The sequence below is a fragment of the Streptomyces sp. NBC_01233 genome, assembly GCF_035989305.1.
Taxonomy (GTDB): Bacteria; Actinomycetota; Actinomycetes; order Streptomycetales; family Streptomycetaceae; genus Streptomyces.
This window is the reverse complement of sequence record NZ_CP108514.1, coordinates 4,461,350-4,475,674: the sequence shown is the minus strand read 5'-3', so window position 1 is coordinate 4,475,674 and position 14,325 is coordinate 4,461,350. Positions and strand designations below refer to the sequence as shown.

Below are 14,325 nucleotides of genomic sequence, written 5' to 3'. Positions count from 1 at the left end.
TCAGGGGGTAGGGGACGCCCTACTCCTACAACCTGAGACGGATCCACCATCGGCACCTGCGGCCGATTGCAGGGCGGGCGGGTGCTCCTAGCGTGGAGACATGACCACGCCTGTGTGCACGCTCGCCTCGAATCCGACGCCGTACCCGTCGTTCTCGGCGTACGTCCGGACCCGCGGCACGGTCCTGATGCGCACCGCGCGCTCCCTCACCGCCAACCCGTGCGACGCGGAGGACCTGCTCCAGACGGCCCTCGCCAAGACGTACGTGGCCTGGGACCGCATCGAGGACCACCGCGCCCTGGACGGCTACGTCCGGCGGACCCTCGTCAACACCCGCACTTCCCAGTGGCGCAAGCGCAAGGTCGACGAGTTCGTATGCGACGAGCTCCCGGAGACCGAGGAGGTGCCGGCCTCCGACCCCGCGGAGGCACAGGCCCTGCGCGACGCGATGTGGCGCGCCGTGACCCGGCTGCCGGACCGGCAGCGGGCGATGGTCGTCCTGCGCTACTACGAGGACCTGAGCGAGGCACAGACCGCAGAGCTGCTGGGCGTCTCGGTCGGTACGGTCAAGAGCGCGGTCTCCCGCGCGCTGGGCAAGCTCCGCGAGGACCCGGAGCTCACGCCGGTCCGCTGAGACGGGGAACGTTTCACGTGAAACCAGAGGATGTTTCACGTGAAACACGAACGGGTTTCTACCCCCGGGTAGTGACATGCCGAGCGGTATGTGCGCAGAATCGGCAGCATCCGTAGCCGCCGCAGCGCCGCAGCGCTCATCGGGAGGACGCTTTGCTCAGCACCATGCAGGACGTACCGCTCCTCGTCACCCGCATACTTCGCCACGGGATGACCATCCACGGGAAGTCCCAGGTCACCACCTGGACCGGGGAAGCTGAGCCGCACCGCCGCAGCTTCGCCGAGATCGGCACCCGCGCCACCCGCCTCGCAAGCGCCCTGCGCGACGAGCTCGGAGTGCAGCAGGACGACCGGGTCGCCACCCTCATGTGGAACAACGCCGAGCACGTCGAGGCGTACTTCGCGATCCCCTCCATGGGCGCGGTCCTGCACACGCTCAACCTGCGGCTCCCTCCCGAGCAGCTGGTCTTCATCGTCAACCACGCCGCCGACCGGGTCGTGCTGGTCAACGGCACCCTGCTGCCGCTGCTCGCGCCCCTGCTGCCGCACCTGCCGACCATCGAGCACGTGGTCGTCTCCGGCATCGGCGACCGCTCGGCGCTCGACGGCCTGAACGTGCGCGTACACGAGTACGAGGAGCTCCTGGAGGGCCGCCCCGACAGCTACGACTGGCCCGAGCTGGACGAGCGCCAGGCCGCGGCCATGTGCTACACCTCCGGTACGACCGGGGACCCCAAGGGCGTCGTCTTCTCCCACCGTTCGCTCTACCTGCACTCCATGCAGGTCAACATGACCGAGTCGATGGGGCTGACCGGCCGGGACACCACCCTCGTCGTGGTCCCGCAGTTCCACGTGAACGCGTGGGGGCTGCCGCACGCCACCTTCATGACCGGCGTCAACATGCTGATGCCGGACCGCTTCCTGCAGCCCGCCCCCCTCGCCGAGATGATCGAGCGGGAGAAGCCCACGCACGCCGCGGCCGTTCCCACCATCTGGCAGGGTCTGCTGGCCGAGGTCACCGCCAACCCGCGCGATCTGACCTCGATGAAGCACGTCACCATCGGCGGCTCGGCCTGTCCGCCCTCCCTGATGGAGGCCTACGACAAGCTCGGCGTCCGCCTCTGCCACGCCTGGGGCATGACCGAGACCTCCCCGCTGGGCACGATGGCCCACCCGCCGGCCGGACTGACCGCCGAGGAGGAGTGGCCCTACCGGATCACCCAGGGCCGCTTCCCCGCGGGCGTCGAGGCCCGTCTGGTCGGTCCCGGCGGCGGCGACTTCCTGCCCTGGGACGGCGAGTCGGCGGGCGAGCTGGAGGTGCGCGGCAACTGGATCGCGAGCTCCTACTACGGCGGCGCGTCCGGCGAACCCTTCCGGCCCGAGGACAAGTTCAGCGCCGACGGCTGGCTCAAGACCGGGGACGTCGGCGTCATCAGCCCCGACGGCTTCCTCACCCTCACCGACCGCGCCAAGGACGTCATCAAGTCCGGCGGTGAGTGGATCTCCAGCGTGGAGCTGGAGAACGCGCTGATGGCGCACCCCGAGGTCGCCGAGGCCGCGGTCGTCGCCGTCCCGGACGAGAAGTGGGGCGAGCGTCCGCTGGCCACCGTCGTCCTCAGGGAGGGCGCGACCGTGAACTACACGGGACTGCGGGAGTTCCTCGCGCAGTCCATCGCCAAGTGGCAGCTGCCGGAGCGCTGGACGGCCATCGAGGCCGTACCGAAGACCAGTGTCGGCAAGTTCGACAAGAAGGTGATCCGCCAGCAGTACGCGGACGGCGCGCTGGACGTCACCAAGCTCGACTGACGCGGCGACGGGCGCTAACCCCGGGTGAGCCATGGCCGCAGCAGCTTGCTGACGGCGGGCATGGCCACGTAGGTCATCAGGGTGCTGAAGACGACGGCGAAGGCGGCCGTCCGCAGCACGAAGTGCAGATCCACCAGGTACGGCCCGAGCACCGCGTTGCCGGCGAGCGAGATCGGGAAGATGGCCAGCCCCGAGCTGATCGCCATCTTCCACCGCGGCGGCGCGGGCCGGGTCGTACCCGGCTTGGCGAACCAGGTCTCCATGCCGTGCAGTTCCCGGCGGGCTATCTCCGTGTGGTGGTGGCCGAGGCAGTTGGAGAACCACTGGGCCCGCTCCGGGGAGTCCTGCCAGCGCTGGAACGCCGCCTGGTTGCGGAACCGGTGGACCAGGAACCACGGCCCGCCCTCCGCCGCCGGGCGGAAGAGCCCGTACCCGAGGTGGTCCGGGAAGCCGGCCGCCGTCTCCAGGATCCCGTGGGCCCAGGCCTCGAAGGTCTCCTCGTGCCCCGGCTCCACCTGGCGCGCGATCAGCAGGTTCACCTCCCCGTTGTCGGCGGGGACGGTGTGCTCGGTCGTGTGGGTGATGGCCATCGGGCCAGGATTGCTAGTTGGTGCCGATCTTGGCCAGCAGGTCCACGATGCGGCCCTGTACGTCCGCCGTGGTGGCCCGCTCGGCGAGGAAGAGCACGCTCTCGCCGGAGGCCAGCCGCGGCAGGTCCGCCGGGTCGATGGCCGTCGTCGTGTAGACGACCAGCGGGGTGCGGTTCAGCTGCCCGTTGGCACGCAGCCAGTCCACGATCCCCGCCCGGCGGCGGCGTACCTGCATCAGGTCCATCACCACCAGGTTGGGGCGCATCCGCGTCGCCAGCTCCACGGCGTCGGTGTCGGCGCCCGCCCGGGCGACCTGCAGGCCGCGCCGTTCCAAGGCCGCCGTCAGCGCGGTCGCGATCTCGTCGTGCTCCTCGATCAGCAGGACCCGGGAGGGGTGCTGCTCGCTGTCGCGGGGCGCCAGCGCCTTGAGGAGGACGGCCGGATCGGCGCCGTACGCCGCTTCGCGCGTGGCGTGCCCCAGCCCGGCCGTGACCAGCACGGGCACCTCGGCGGCCACCGCGGCCTGGCGCAGCGACTGCAGAGCCGTCCGGGTGATCGGCCCGGTCAGCGGGTCGACGAACAGCGCGGCGGGGAACGCGGCGATCTGCGCGTCGACCTCCTCGCGGGAGTGCACGATCACCGGGCGGTAGCCGCGGTCGCTGAGGGCCTGCTGCGTCTGCACATCGGGCGCGGGCCACACCAGGAGCCGGCGCGGGTTGTCCAGGGGCTCCGGCGGAAGCTCGTCGTCCACGGGCCGGGGCACGGGCCGGTTGACCACCTCGACGGCGCCGCCCGGGCCGTCGAGCGGCTCGGGACCCTCGTCGGAGCCCGCCTCGGGGGCCCCTATGGCGAAGGCCCTTCCCTGCGCGGCGGGCTCGGCGAGCCGGCGGCGGCGGCCGGATCCGGAGGTGGCACCCGGGCCGGAGCCCGCACCGGTGGCGGTGGGGTCCACGGAGATGCCCTGGCCGAGGGTGCCGAGGGCGCGCACGCTGATCGGCTGCGCGGCCTGACCCTCCGCAGGGGTGTCCTGCGGCCGGCGCGCGCCGGGCACGGCGGCCGGGCCGGGGGCCTCCTCGTCCTCGGAAGCGGTACGGGCCGCCGGCACCGGCCAGGCCGGGGTGCCGGGAAGCGCCCGGCGCCGCCCGGTCGGATTCTCGGCGGACTCGGCCGGCTCGGCGGGCTGCGCGGCGGGGACTTCGGGCTCGGCGGCGGGAGCGCCCAGCACGCGGCGCCCGCGCCGCCCGGCGGGGGCGTCGGCGTCCCCTTCGGCGGCAGCGGAGGCCGGGCCGGCCATCGCGGGGGCCTGGGGAGCGGAGGGAGCCGGGGTCGGCCCGGCGGGCAGTGCGAAGCCGCCCTCGGGGGCGATGGGCCGGGCGGGAGCGGGCGTCGGCCCGAGCCCGGTCGCCGGAACCGGGCCGCCGGGCTGCGCCGGACCGGCCGGACCGAGCGCCCGCCGTCGCCCGGCGGGATGCTCGGTCAGCGGAACCGGGGGCACCGCGGGCACGGGCGGGAGCGCGGGTACGGCGGTGCCCTGCGGGGGCACGGGCCGCCCGGGTCCGCCCGGACCGCCGGGGCCTTCGAGACCGCCGGGGCCCCCGATGCCGCCCGGACCACTGGTGCCGTCTGCCTCGCCGCTGCCGTCACCGGCCCGGCCGCGCCGGCGCCCGGTACCGAGTCCGGCCGGGTTCACCGGGGACTGGGCGAGCTCCGGGCCCGCGTCGGGAACGCCCGCCTCTCCTGCCCGCCGCCGTCCGGACGGCAGCGCCAGCGCGCCCCCGCCCTGGCCGGCCGGCGCGGCGGCCGGGCCCGTGGCCTCGTCGTCAAGGAAGGCGTCCACTCCGCGCCGGGCCCGCCGGCCGCCGGAGACCTTGCCGGCGGCGCCGCCGGCCGTCCCGGCGCCGTCCGTGGTCGGACCGGCCGGGGGCTCCTCCGTCGGCTCCGGCAGGGTGACCGTCCCGGCACCCGCACCGAGCGGAAGCTCCAGCACGTACGCCCCACCGGGCGCGCCCGGAACCTCCACCGTCTGCAGCACGCCGCCGTGCGCGGCCACGATCCCCCGCACGATCGGCTCGTGGACCGGGTTCCCGCCCTCGTAGGGCCCGCGCACCTCGATCCGTACGACTTTGCCGCGCTGGGCGGCGGCCACCACGATCGTCGAGTCGCCGTACCCGCTGCCCTGGGCGGTCTTGCCGGTGGCGTCCACCCCGGCGACGTCCGCGACGAGGTGGGCGAGCGCGGTCGCGATCCGGGCCGCGTCCACCTCGGCCTCGATCGTCGGCGCGTGGACGGCGAACTGCGCGCGTCCCGGACCGATCAGTTCGACCGCGCCGTCGACGCCCGCCGCGACGACAGTGTTGATCAGGACCTTCTTCTTCGCGAGCCGGTCACGGCCGGAGTCCAGGCGCTGGTAGCCGAGGACGTTGTCCACCAGGGTGGTCATCCGCGAGTACCCGGCGGCCAGGTGGTGCAGCAGCTGGTTGGCCTCGGGCCACAGCTGCCCGGCGTCGTCGGCGGCCAGGGTCGCCAGCTCACCGCGCAGCTCGTCCAGCGGCCCGCGCAGGGAGTCGCCGAGGACGGCCAGCAGCTGCGCGTGCCGCGCGGCCAGGGCGTCGTAGGGCCGCCGGTCGGTGAAGGTCATGACGGCGCCGACGAGCTGCTCCCCGTCCCGTACGGGCGAGGTCGTCAGGTCGACGGCGACGGGCTGGCCGGCCTTGTTCCACAGCACCTGTCCGCGTACGCGGTGCTTGCGTCCGCTGCGCAGGGTGTCGGCGAGCGGGGACTCCTCGAAGGGGAACGGCGAGCCGTCGGCGCGGGAGTGCTGGACCAGGCCGTGCAGTTCGCGGTTGCCGAGGTCGGTGGCGCGGTAGCCGAGGATCTGGGCGGCGGCCGGATTGACCAGCACCACCCGTCCGTCGGTGTCGGTGCCCACGACGCCCTCGGCGGCGGCGCGCAGGATCATCTCGGTCTGCCGCTGGGAGCGGGCCAGCTCGGCCTCGGTGTCCACGGTCTGCGAGAGGTCCCGGACCACGAGCATGAGCAGCTCGTCACCGGTGTACGAGGGTTGCGGCTCGCGATAGGCGTCACGGCCGTCGAGATGGGCGCTGGTGATCTCGACGGGGAACTCGGAGCCGTCGGTGCGGCGCGCGATCATCCGCTTCGGCTTGGTGCGGCCGCCGTCGTCCTCGCCGGGCCGGCGCATGGAGCCGGGGATCAGTTTGGAGTCGAACTCGGGCAGGAGGTCGAGCACGCCGCGGCCGACGAGCCCCGTGCCGGGGCTCTCCATGACCTCGAGGGCGATCGAATTCGCGTTGACGACCGTGCCGTTGGCGTTGACGAGCAACAGCGCGTCCGGAAGAGCGTCGAGTATTGCTGCGAGGCGAGCAGCGCCTCGGGATGGCCTGCTGCTCACGACGAGCTTCCTCCCTGACCACAACTACCGGCAAGTCACGGGAGGAGTCTAAGGCCACAGCTCCGCGGCGGGGTGGCCGAAGTGTGGTGGATACCGCCCATCCCGCGCATCGTCCCAGGTCAGGAACGCCCACTCGGAAGCAGAGGTTCCATTGCGTTCCAGCGGCTGATTTCGCATCCGTTCGTCCGCCGAAACGTGGCGTCCACTGTGCGTCCGTTCCAGGTTCCGCTGATGCGGGCAGTGGCGGGGCCCCCGTACAGCGTGGTGCACATCTGCCGCTTGGAGACGGGGGCGAAGGGGTCCGTGCCCTCCTGGGCGAGCCGGTCCAGCCGTGCGCAGGCGCCCGCGGCCTGGGGGTGGTCGCCGCCGACGGGGTCGCATTCGAGCCGGTACTCCCGGTCCAACTGACGGTTCCCGGTGTCGGCCATGGCGATGGTGAGGCGGTCGGGCGGCGCCAGCAGCCCGCCCAGGGGCGCGGGCAGCGGGGGGAGGGGCCCCGCGGCCGCGGCGGCCAGGGCGGAGGTGACGGCGAAGGCGGCGAGACGCAGCATGGGGCACTCCAGGTCGTCCGTTACGTCGTACGCCTGACCAACGACGGGGGCCCGCCGACGTTGCGTGCTGCGGCTGCTTTAAGGCTTTGCTCTCCGCCCGTCCCTCCTAGTACCGTGGGAGCGGATTGGTGAGGGGCCCTGCGCCTGTGTCATCATCTGCACGCACCCTCGTATGCGGGGGTGTGCTGGAGGCGTCGCCTAGTCCGGTCTATGGCGCCGCACTGCTAATGCGGTTTGGGGCTTACCCCCCATCGAGGGTTCAAATCCCTCCGCCTCCGCACCTCATCGAAGCCCCGGTCCTGACGGACCGGGGCTTCGATGTTTTCCGGGGTAATCCGGTCCGCTCCGACCTCTGCGCGAACCCATCCGGACGATCTTCGTCCGGGGCGTTTCCGCAGGTCAGCGCGGGTTTGGGTAATGGATTTCGCGTCCCGGCGAGGTCCATGTATTGTTGTTCTCGCAAGGCCGACGGGGCGCAAAACCCCGGGAAGCCCAAGCACTCGTAGCTTAACGGATAGAGCATCTGACTACGGATCAGAAGGTTGCAGGTTCGAATCCTGCCGAGTGCACAGCAGGGCAGAGGCCCCGGACGAAAGTCCGGGGCCTCTGTCGTATGTCCTGACGCTCGTGTCTCCTCCTTGATGGGGAGGGGGTCCCCCGGAGGTTGTCAGGGGTGGGATGGCTCTGGCGGGTGACGCGGACTACCCGCCGGCCTCGGTACGGTTTTTGAAGATCGTCCGAAGCTGGAAAACGGGGGCACTCATGGGACTGTTCGGGAATGCGCACACCGTCGACCCCGTGTCGGCGCAGCGGGACTACGCGCGGCTGCTGGGGCAGGGGGAGCAGGTGCACGCCGCCTTCCTGTTGATCCGGGACACGATCCTGTTCACCGACCGGCGGCTGGTGCTCGTCGACAAGCAGGGGATCACGGGGAAGAAGGTGGAGTACCACTCCGTCCCGTACCGGAGCATCACGCACTTCTCCGTGGAGACCGCCGGCCACTTCGATCTCGACGCCGAGCTCAAGATCTGGATATCCGGGAGCCCGGCGCCGATCGAGAAGACCTTCACCAAGGGTGTCGACATCTACGAGGTGCAGGCGATCCTGACGCAGTTCGTCGCCCGGTAGCCGGACGCACGTGGCCGGCCCTCGGGGGCGGCAGGGCGCAGAGGGGGCCGCCCTCAGAGAACGCGGGGGAGGCCGGTCACCGACATCACCAGGGAGTAGAGGGAGGTGGTGGCGGTGATGAAGAGGCGGTTGTTCTTGGCGCCGCCGAAGGTGATGTTCGAGACCGGCTCGGGGATGCGGACGCGGCCGATCAGGGTGCCGTCCGGGGCGTGGCACTGGACGCCGTTCTCCATCGCGGCCGCCCACAGCCGGCCCTCGTCGTCGAAGCGGATGTTGTCGACCCTGGGGCAGGCGGTGAAGACCCGGTCGTCCGTGAGGGTGCCGCCGTCGGTGACCTTGAAGGCGCGGATGTGGCCCGCGCGGGTGTCCGCGGCGTACAGCTCGCTCTCGTCGGGGGAGAAGACGAGGCCGTTGGGGCCGAGGAAGCCGTCAGCGGCCATGCGGACCTCGCCGGTCGAGGGGTCGGCCCGGTAGAGGTTGCAGGCGCCGATCTCGCTGGGCGCGCGGTGGCCCTCGTAGTCGCTGGTGATGCCGAAGTCCGGGTCGGAGAACCAGATGGTGCCGTCGGAGCGGACCACCGCGTCGTTCGGGCTGTTGAGCCGCTTGCCGTCGAAGCGGTCGGCGATGACGGTGAGGCTGCCGTCCGGCTCGGTGCGGGTGACGCGCCGGTTGCCCTGCTCACAGGTGATCAGGCGGCCTTCCCGGTCCAGGGTGTTGCCGTTGGAGTGCCCGGCTCGGGAGCGGAAGACCGAGACCGCGCCGGTCGCCTCGTCCCAGCGGAGCATCCGGTCGTTGGGGATGTCGCTCCACACCAGCTGCCGCCAGGCAGGGAGGTACAGCGGGCCCTCCGCCCAACGGCAGTCGTCGTAGAGGCGTTCCAGCCGGGCGTCGCCGTTGGCGCAGCGGCCGGTCCGGAAGCGCTCGTCCAGGATCTCGTACAAGGTGAGGTCGGCTATGGCAGACATGATTCCCCCTGAGAGAGTTTCTCCGAATTTTGTTCGGTCCGATGGTGAGATTGCAGGATCAGGTACCGTCTTCGCAAGGGTCGACAGGCCCAAGAGAGGAAGATTGCGTGGACGACATCGACCGTGCGCTCGTCCTGCGCCTGCAGCAGGACGCCGGCCAGTCGTACGCCGCTCTCGGCACGGCCGTCGGGCTCTCGGCCGGGGCCACCCACGAGCGCGTACGCAAACTGCGCGAGCGCGGGGTGATCCGGCGGACCACCATCGACGTCGACCCGGCCGCCGTCGGCAGTGGGGTCCTCGCCTACGTGATGGTCGACTCCAACGCCTGGATGGGCGAGTCCGGCGCCGACTTCGCCGCGATCCCCGAGATCCAGGAGGCGCACATCATCGCGGGCAGCTCCTCCGTGCTGGTCAAGGTGCGCACGCCCTCGACCGAGCAGCTGCAGGACGTCCTGCGCCGCCTCTACGCCATCAAGGGCGTCAGCGGTACGCATGCCACGGTCGTGCTGGACACCTTCTTCGAACGGCCGCTCCCGCTGTGACCTGGTGGTGCACCGGGATCCGGTGGAAGGACGGCCGACCGGCCATCGGGTGGTACGGGGAGGGGCGCGGCGAACGGACGAGCGTGCTGGCTTACGGGCAGCGGCTGGCCTTCGCCGTGAGCGGCGAGCGGCACTGCCTCGGCGTGTGGCGGGCCGGGAGGCGGACGCCCTGTCCGACCGCCGCCCTCGTGCCCGGCCGCGCCGGCAACGCGCAGTGCCCCGAATGCGCCCGCCTCGACCGGTCGTTCTCCGTGGCAGCCGACACCAACGCCGCCGATCCGCGCACCTATCGGGTCTACCTGGCCTGGTTCGGGCCCGGCATGGTCAAGGTCGGGATCACCGCCGAGGAGCGCGGCTCCGCCCGGCTGCTGGAGCAGGGCGCGGTGGCCTGGGCGTGGCTGGGCCGCGGTCCGCTGATGGCCACCCGGCGCACCGAGGAGCTGCTGCGGGCCGCGCTCGGGGTGCCCGACCGGATCGCGTACGCCCGCAAGCGCGCCGTACGGGCCCAGCTGCCGCCGGGGCCGGACCGGGCCCGGGAGGTGGCCGAGCTGCATGCCCGGGCCGCCGCGCTGCCCGGATGGCCGGAGTCGCTGGAGCGGGTGACGTGCGAAGTCACCGACCATGCCGGGGCGTTCGGGCTGGACGGTTTGCCGGCGCCCGCGCGGGTGCTCACCGGGATGGTTCCCGGCGGGGCCGTCGTGGGGAGGCTGGTGGGCGCGGCCGGTCCCGATCTGCACTTCGCGGACGGGCTCGTCGTGGACACCCGGCTGCTGGCCGGCTGGGAGCTCACCGCCCCGGGGGACGAGGCGGTGACGGCGGTCCCGGTGGCGGAGGTCCCGTCGACCGCACCCGCTCCGGCCGAGCAGGACGGGCTGTTCTGAGGAGTGGCCTCGGCCCCGGCCAGCCCCCGGTCGGGGCCTGTTCCGCTCCGGGCGGCCAAGGTCAAAATTTGGATCCCTTCGGCCTTCCCGAGCCGTTTTCGGTGGACACGCCGGGGCGGTCCGCAGAGGGTGGAGGGCATGAGCATTCAGCCGGTACCGGCCTTCGAACCGCCTTATGTCATGGCCGTTTTCAGCAATGTCCGGACCGCCGACGACAGCGGATATCCCGACACCCTCACCCGGATGAAGGAGATCGTCCAGGGGAATCCCGGGTACCTCGGATACGAGTCCGCCCGCACCCCCGACGGTCTCGGCATCACCGTCGCCTACTTCCGCAACCACGAGTCCCTCACCGCGTGGCGGGAGGACCTGGAGCACCAGGCGGCCATGAAGCAGGGCCGCAACGACTGGTACGAGAGCTACACCCTGCACGTCGCGACCGTCGAGCGGAGCCACGGCTTTGTCCGCAACGGCTGAGGCGGTCCGCGCCTTCCGGGAGCGGCTCGGGCTGCCGGGACTGGTCGACGTCCACACGCACTTCATGCCCGAGCGGGTCCTGGACAAGGTCTGGCAGTACTTCGACGCGGTCGGCCGGCTGACCGGCGTCGAGTGGCCGATCACCTACCGGCACGAGGAGGAGCGGCGGGTCGCGCTGCTGCGGGAGTTCGGGGTCCGGGCCTTCACCGCCATGCTCTACCCGCACAAACCGGAGATGGCCGCCTGGCTCAACTCCTGGTCCGCCGATTTTGCCGCCCGCACCCCCGACTGCCTGCACACCGCGACCTTCTTCCCGGAGGAGGGCGTCGCCACCTACGTCCGCCGGGCCGTCGAGTCCGGGGCCCGGATCTTCAAGGCACACCTCCAGGTCGGCGGCTACGACCCCAATGACGACCGGCTGGATCCGGTGTGGGGGCTGCTCGCCGAGGCCGGCATCCCGATCGTGATCCACTGCGGGTCGGGTCCCGTCCCGGCCAAGTACACCGGACCCGAGCCGGTCGGCCGGCTGCTGGCCCGCCACCCGCGGCTGCCGCTGGTCATCGCCCACATGGGCATGCCCGAGTACGCCGACTTCCTCGACCTCGCCGACCGGTACGCCGCGGTGCGCCTGGACACCACCATGGTCTTCACCGACTTCTCGGAGCGGCTCAGCGGCTTCCCGCCCGGTGAGCTCGGACGGCTCGCGGACCTCGGCGACCGGATCCTGCTCGGCACCGACTTCCCGAACATCCCCTACCCCTACGAGCACCAGCTCGTCGCCCTCGAACGGCTCGGCCTCGGCGACGACTGGCTCCGTGCGGTCTGCCACGACAACGGCGCCCGGCTCTTCCGGCTCGACGGCTGAGAGCCGTCTCCCGTTTCTCAGGAAATTCACAGGCAGGCACAAGAACGCTCTCAGAGGTCCCGGAGAGCGTGTTCGGTATGACTGTGACGACCACCTCCCAAGCGTCCACGTCCACCAGCAACCACACGGCCCTCGTGCGGCCCGACGGCGGGCCCTGCCGGGTGCTCGTCGTCGACGACGAGGCCTCGCTCTCCGAGCTGCTGTCCATGGCCCTGCGGTACGAGGGCTGCGAGGTACGCAGCGCCGGCGACGGGGCCGGTGCGGTGCGGGCGGCGCGGGAGTTCCGGCCGGACGTGGTGATCCTCGACATCATGCTTCCCGACATGGACGGCCTCGCCGTCCTCGGGCGGCTGCGCCGGGAGATCCCCCAGGTCCCCGTGCTGTTCCTGACCGCCCGGGACTCCGTGGAGGACCGGATCGCCGGCCTCACCGCGGGCGGCGACGACTACGTCACCAAGCCCTTCAGCCTGGAGGAGGTCGTCGCCCGGCTGCGCGGCCTGGTCCGGCGCTCGGGCGCGGCGCAGGCGGCACGCGGCGGTTCGGTGCTGGCCGTCGGTGATCTGCGCCTCGACGAGGACAGCCACGAGGTGGTGCGGGGCGGCCGGGAGATCCACCTGACCGCCACCGAGTTCGAGCTGCTGCGCTACCTCATGCGCAATCCGCGACGCGTGCTGAGCAAGGCGCAGATCCTGGACCGGGTGTGGTCGTACGACTTCGGCGGCCAGGCCAATGTGGTCGAGCTCTACATCTCCTACCTGCGCAGGAAGCTGGAGAGCGGCCCCGGCCTGGCTCCGATGATCCACACCCGGCGAGGCGCCGGATACCTGATCAAGCCGGCCGAGTAGTGCGCTTCGGCTTCCCCGCCCGTGTGGGGCCCCGACCGCGCGGCCGTCGGCCCTGGTCGCTGCGGACCCGGCTCGTCGTCTCGGCGGTGGCGCTGATCGCCGTGGTGGGCGCGGCCATCGGAACCGTCACCACCCTCGCCCTGCGCTCGTACCTGGTCGGTCAGCTCGACGAGCAGCTGACCACCTCCGTCGGGATGGCCGTCCGGATACCCGCCGGGAAGCCGGCCCGGCAGAACAGCACCGGCTTCGTCACGGCCCCCGGCAGTCCGCTGGACGCCACCGGGGTACGCCTGGATCCCGACGGCACGGTGCGCGGGACCGCCCGCAACGTCCGTGTCGAGGGGGCTCCCGAGGATGCACCGCCCCTCACCGAGCCCCAGAGCAGGATCCTCGCCGCGGCAGCCCGGAAGGCGGCACAGGCCGCACAGGCGGCACAGGCCGCACAGGCCGCGTCGAGCGGACAGGGCGGGCAGGGCACGCGGGCCGAGCCCCGGCCGGTGGACGCCGACCTCCCGGGCCTCGGTGCCTACCGGGTTCTGGCCGCGCCCGACGGGAGCCTGGCCCTCGCTTTCCCCCTGAGCGAGGTCGACTCCATCGTGCGCACCCTGGTCGGGGTCGAGGTCTGCGTCACCCTCGCCGGGCTGGTCGCGGCCTCCCTCGCCGGGCAGGCCCTGGTCGGGGTCGCCCTGCGCCCGCTGCGCCGGGTGGCCGCCACCGCCACCCGGGTCTCCGAACTCCCCCTGCACAAGGGCGAGCCCGCCCTCCACGAGCGGGTCCCCGACGCCGAGGCCGACCCCCGCACCGAAGTGGGCCAGGTCGGGGCGGCCATCAACCGGATGCTGGGCCACGTCTCCTCCGCCCTCACGGCCCGCCAGCAGAGCGAGATGCGTGTCCGGCAGTTCGTCGCCGACGCCAGCCACGAACTGCGCACCCCACTGGCCTCCATCCGCGGTTACGCCGAACTGACCCGACGGGGACGGGAGGAGCCCGGCCCCGACACCCGGCACGCCCTGGGCCGGATCGAGTCCGAGGCCACCCGGATGACCGGCCTCGTCGAGGACCTGCTGCTGCTCGCCCGGCTCGACGCGGGCCGCCCGCTCTCCAGCGCCGATGCCGACACCGACCTGGCCCCGCTCGTCGTCGACGCCGTCAGCGACGCCAGAGCCGCAGGGCCCGGGCACCACTGGCGCCTGAGCCTGCCCGAAGAGCCCGCGCCCGTCCGCGCGGACCCGGCCCGACTCCAGCAGGTCCTGGTGAACCTGCTCGCCAACGCCCGTACGCACACCCCGCCCGGCACGACCGTCACCGCGCATGTTTCACGTGAAACATCAGCGGTCCGGCTGCTGATCGAGGACGACGGGCCCGGTATTCCGCCCGAGCTGCTCCCCCACGTCTTCGAGCGCTTCGCACGCGGTGACGCCTCCCGCTCCCGCACGGCCGGCTCCACCGGGCTCGGGCTCGCCATCGTCCAGGCCGTGGTCACCGCGCACGGCGGGCGGGTCGGCGTACGGAGCGAGCCCGGGCGGACCCGGTTCGAGGTCGTGCTGCCGCTCGGCCGACCGACGGCCACGGAGCCGGAATCACAGACAGGGCACAGGCTCACCACACGGCGGTGACAGGCCGCTCCACGAGG

At 72.3% G+C, this 14,325-nt stretch carries 13 protein-coding genes and 2 tRNA genes; 11 read left to right on the top strand and 4 right to left on the bottom strand.

The window, feature by feature from the left end; all coding sequences use genetic code 11:
* The first annotated feature begins 100 nt into the window (after positions 1 to 100).
* Together OG332_RS21075 and OG332_RS21070 are read left to right on the top strand one after the other, a co-directional pair.
* Entirely contained in the window at positions 101 to 634 is a 534-nt protein-coding gene (locus OG332_RS21075) for a SigE family RNA polymerase sigma factor (protein WP_327414925.1), read from the top strand.
* Between the two features lie 152 nt (positions 635 to 786).
* On the top strand, positions 787 to 2,439 hold the full coding sequence (locus tag OG332_RS21070; RefSeq protein ID WP_327414924.1) for a long-chain fatty acid--CoA ligase: 1,653 nt from the start codon (positions 787 to 789) through the stop codon (positions 2,437 to 2,439).
* 14 nt (positions 2,440 to 2,453) lie between these two features.
* Here OG332_RS21070 and OG332_RS21065 read toward each other — a convergent pair whose 3' ends face one another.
* The 3 genes from OG332_RS21065 to OG332_RS21055 form a co-directional block, all read right to left on the bottom strand.
* Complete coding sequence (locus OG332_RS21065; protein WP_327414923.1) at positions 2,454 to 3,029, bottom strand: antibiotic biosynthesis monooxygenase; 576 nt, start codon at positions 3,027 to 3,029, stop codon at positions 2,454 to 2,456.
* Between the two features lie 13 nt (positions 3,030 to 3,042).
* Positions 3,043 to 6,438 (bottom strand): PAS domain-containing protein, encoded by a 3,396-nt coding sequence (locus tag OG332_RS21060; protein WP_327414922.1) that lies wholly within the window; start codon positions 6,436 to 6,438, stop codon positions 3,043 to 3,045.
* Positions 6,439 to 6,557: 119 nt separating this feature from the next.
* The gene (locus OG332_RS21055) at positions 6,558 to 6,989 is read right to left on the bottom strand and encodes an SSI family serine proteinase inhibitor (protein WP_327414921.1); all 432 of its coding nucleotides are present in this window, start codon (positions 6,987 to 6,989) and stop codon (positions 6,558 to 6,560) included.
* A 187-nt stretch (positions 6,990 to 7,176) separates the two neighbouring features.
* Here OG332_RS21055 and OG332_RS21050 point away from each other — a divergent pair.
* The 3 genes from OG332_RS21050 to OG332_RS21040 all read left to right on the top strand — a co-directional run bounded on the left by OG332_RS21050 (position 7,177) and on the right by OG332_RS21040 (position 8,117).
* Positions 7,177 to 7,267: transfer RNA gene (locus tag OG332_RS21050), tRNA-Ser, on the top strand.
* A 218-nt stretch (positions 7,268 to 7,485) separates the two neighbouring features.
* A tRNA-Arg gene (locus tag OG332_RS21045) sits at positions 7,486 to 7,558 on the top strand.
* A gap of 193 nt (positions 7,559 to 7,751) precedes the next feature.
* Positions 7,752 to 8,117 carry a PH domain-containing protein gene (locus OG332_RS21040; RefSeq protein ID WP_327414920.1) on the top strand — a complete coding sequence of 122 codons (366 nt, stop codon included), beginning with the start codon at positions 7,752 to 7,754 and terminating at the stop codon, positions 8,115 to 8,117.
* 53 nt (positions 8,118 to 8,170) lie between these two features.
* On the opposite strand, the gene OG332_RS21035 is transcribed toward OG332_RS21040, so the two are convergent.
* Positions 8,171 to 9,082, bottom strand: coding sequence for an SMP-30/gluconolactonase/LRE family protein (locus OG332_RS21035; RefSeq protein ID WP_327414919.1), 912 nt, complete (start codon positions 9,080 to 9,082; stop codon positions 8,171 to 8,173).
* Positions 9,083 to 9,189: 107 nt separating this feature from the next.
* Between OG332_RS21035 and OG332_RS21030 the strand changes: the two genes are divergently transcribed.
* The 6 genes from OG332_RS21030 to OG332_RS21005 all read left to right on the top strand — a co-directional run bounded on the left by OG332_RS21030 (position 9,190) and on the right by OG332_RS21005 (position 14,308).
* Positions 9,190 to 9,624, top strand: coding sequence for an Lrp/AsnC family transcriptional regulator (locus OG332_RS21030; protein ID WP_327414918.1), 435 nt, complete (start codon positions 9,190 to 9,192; stop codon positions 9,622 to 9,624).
* Positions 9,621 to 10,505: a DUF2797 domain-containing protein gene (locus tag OG332_RS21025; RefSeq protein WP_327414917.1), complete on the top strand. Its 885-nt coding sequence runs from the start codon at positions 9,621 to 9,623 to the stop codon at positions 10,503 to 10,505. Before OG332_RS21030 ends, OG332_RS21025 begins: the two co-directional genes overlap by 4 nt.
* 138 nt (positions 10,506 to 10,643) lie before the next feature.
* A complete protein-coding gene (locus OG332_RS21020; RefSeq protein WP_327414916.1) occupies positions 10,644 to 10,982 on the top strand; it encodes an antibiotic biosynthesis monooxygenase family protein in 339 nt (112 codons plus the stop codon).
* Positions 10,966 to 11,847, top strand: a complete 882-nt coding sequence (locus OG332_RS21015; protein WP_327414915.1) for an amidohydrolase family protein — start codon at positions 10,966 to 10,968, stop codon at positions 11,845 to 11,847. Before OG332_RS21020 ends, OG332_RS21015 begins: the two co-directional genes overlap by 17 nt.
* A gap of 77 nt (positions 11,848 to 11,924) precedes the next feature.
* Complete coding sequence (locus OG332_RS21010; protein ID WP_327414914.1) at positions 11,925 to 12,692, top strand: response regulator transcription factor; 768 nt, start codon at positions 11,925 to 11,927, stop codon at positions 12,690 to 12,692.
* 23 nt (positions 12,693 to 12,715) lie between these two features.
* Complete coding sequence (locus OG332_RS21005; RefSeq protein WP_327414913.1) at positions 12,716 to 14,308, top strand: sensor histidine kinase; 1,593 nt, start codon at positions 12,716 to 12,718, stop codon at positions 14,306 to 14,308.
* Positions 14,309 to 14,325: the final 17 nt, after the last annotated feature.

What these genes read in the sequence shown, in the direction of transcription:
- OG332_RS21010 (WP_327414914.1), top strand. Translation starts at nt 11,925, where the DNA reads ATGACTGTGACGACCACCTCCCAAGCGTCCACGTCCACCAGCAACCAC.
- OG332_RS21055 (WP_327414921.1), bottom strand. Translation starts at nt 6,989, where the DNA reads ATGCTGCGTCTCGCCGCCTTCGCCGTCACCTCCGCCCTGGCCGCCGCG.
- OG332_RS21065 (WP_327414923.1), bottom strand. Translation starts at nt 3,029, where the DNA reads ATGGCCATCACCCACACGACCGAGCACACCGTCCCCGCCGACAACGGG.
- OG332_RS21020 (WP_327414916.1), top strand. Translation starts at nt 10,644, where the DNA reads ATGAGCATTCAGCCGGTACCGGCCTTCGAACCGCCTTATGTCATGGCC.
- OG332_RS21075 (WP_327414925.1), top strand. Translation starts at nt 101, where the DNA reads ATGACCACGCCTGTGTGCACGCTCGCCTCGAATCCGACGCCGTACCCG.
- OG332_RS21035 (WP_327414919.1), bottom strand. Translation starts at nt 9,082, where the DNA reads ATGTCTGCCATAGCCGACCTCACCTTGTACGAGATCCTGGACGAGCGC.
- OG332_RS21040 (WP_327414920.1), top strand. Translation starts at nt 7,752, where the DNA reads ATGGGACTGTTCGGGAATGCGCACACCGTCGACCCCGTGTCGGCGCAG.